Here is a 2,047-nt window from a genome sequence, read left to right on the forward strand (position 1 = left end):
CCCTTGACTTGTTGGTATGTCTGCGATATGACCATCTCTTAAGTTGGTTTACCAGGATATGGTCACATCTACAGAACACCTCCTTTGATACCACATGGCTGTAGTAGTTACCCCATCCCCTTATTATAGGATTGAGTTTCTCTATCAGCTCCTTCTGGGATAATGCCTTGCCTTTGGTCAGCACAACCTCATGCAGTTTGTCAGTGAAGCGTTTCTGACTTTTCTTTGAGGGCTTTATTAACAATGTCCCGTTGTACTTCCGTACATTGAAGCCCAAGAAGTCAAATCCCTCACTGATATGTGTTATCAGTGTCTTCTCCTCTGATAGTGTAAGTCCTCTTTCCTTTAAAAAGGCTGTCAACATTTCCTTTATTTCAAGTAATGTTTCCCTTTTATCGGCTGTGACAATAAAGTCGTCCGCATATCTTACGAGATTGACTTTGGGGTAGTACAGTTTTCCATTGACATAATTTGCCTTGTACTTCTCTTTGAGCATTCTTTCCATGCCGTCAAGAGTTGCATTTGCAAGTGTCGGTGATATGATACCACCCTGCGGTGTCCCTTCAAGTGTCGGTTGAAGCAACTTGTTGAATACAACTCCACTTTTCAGCCATTTCCTTAATATATGCCTGTCGATTCGTACGTTATCGAGAAGCCATTCATGGCTGATATGGTCGAAGCATCCTTTTATGTCTCCCTCCAAAATCCATTCGGGAGAATAACTCTTGCTCAGCCATCTGTGGAGTGCGTCTATTGCATCTGCCGTACCTCTGAATTTTCTGAATCCGTAAGAGTTCGCATCCGCTTCACTTTCCGTTATTGGTTCCAATGCCATAAGATACAGTGCCTGCATGGCTCTGTCTTTCATGGTCGGTATTCCCAACGGTCTTGTCTTGCCGTTTGCCTTAGGTATGTTGACCCTTTTCAATGGGAGGGCTTTGTATCCTCTCCGTGTCAAAGAACGTATAGCTTCTATTTTCTTAGCATCGGTGTCCCACTTTATGTGGTCAACCCCTGCCGTGCGCTTGCCTTTATTGGAGGTCACTTTCCTTACTGCCAATGCCTTGGCTTCGAACGAAGTGACAAGCAGGTGCTGCAAGGCTTTAACCTTGTTGTACCTCCTTCCTGTATGAGCCTTTGCTATTCGGACTTGCAGCTTTCTAACCTTGCATTCACACTTATGAAAGTCAATGTCTTTCCATGTCGTGTTACTCTCGGCTGAAGATGCACACTCGGCTTTCGCCTCGCTCCTTTGCTGTTTCTTCATTCCGTTAAAGTTCTACAATCGTTTCACAAAGAATTACCCTGCGGAAGTCTGCCTGCTTTCGCATGAGGTGACGTTTAAACCTCTATCTTCCGCATTACGCGGAAGCATTCGCTTTCTCCGCAATCCTTTACCCGCACTTCATTCGGCTTCTCTTGCGATTGGCTTACCTGCTATATATAGTAGGAGAAATACGGGCTTACCAAGTTCCGTACAAGTAACTGACGACCGACTTAGAGTCCGCCCATCCACCGGCAGTACTACATCCGTGTGGCTCCAAAAACGAGAGAGCCATCTTGACTGCCAGCCTTTTGGCTATAGCTTGTAAATATCCGTAAGCTATTCATTTGTTACGGTGGTGCAGCGGTTCACATGTGTTACTCATATCGGTCAGCCTAACAGCCTATGCATTGGATATTTCTGCACAGAACCATATTGTCAAGAGGGCTTCGCACCAAACAATTACCCGTAAAGCACGCCTCTTTAGGCTACTGTTGACGGAACAACAGGTTCAGACATCATGCTGAACAATTACTTGTACGACTTCTTGTCGCACCGTTTTTGCAAATATAACAAATATATTTCATGAACTACTAAATGTGCTAGTATTTCTACTAAAGATTTTAGTAGTTTGCGTGTTCCAAGTTTTATTAAATAGTTATAATATTATGACTGTGATTTATTCTGTCAATCTTAAGCATTATGTGGTTTGGCATATTTGTAAACCCTTTTGTGATTGAAAATATAAGTTTTATACTCATTTCTTGCGTGACTGCTTATTTT

Annotated in this window: 1 protein-coding gene; it reads right to left on the reverse strand. The window is 43.1% G+C overall.

Translation table 11 applies throughout. The features are described 5' to 3' along the window. The coding region (gene ltrA, locus I6E24_RS16045) for a group II intron reverse transcriptase/maturase (protein WP_235329693.1) at positions 1 to 1,267 on the reverse strand (1,267 nt) is incomplete at its 3' end. Positions 1,268 to 2,047 lie beyond the last annotated feature (780 nt).

The sequence above is a fragment of the Bacteroides caecigallinarum genome (assembly GCF_021530995.1).
Taxonomy (GTDB): domain Bacteria; phylum Bacteroidota; class Bacteroidia; order Bacteroidales; family Bacteroidaceae; genus Phocaeicola; species Phocaeicola faecigallinarum.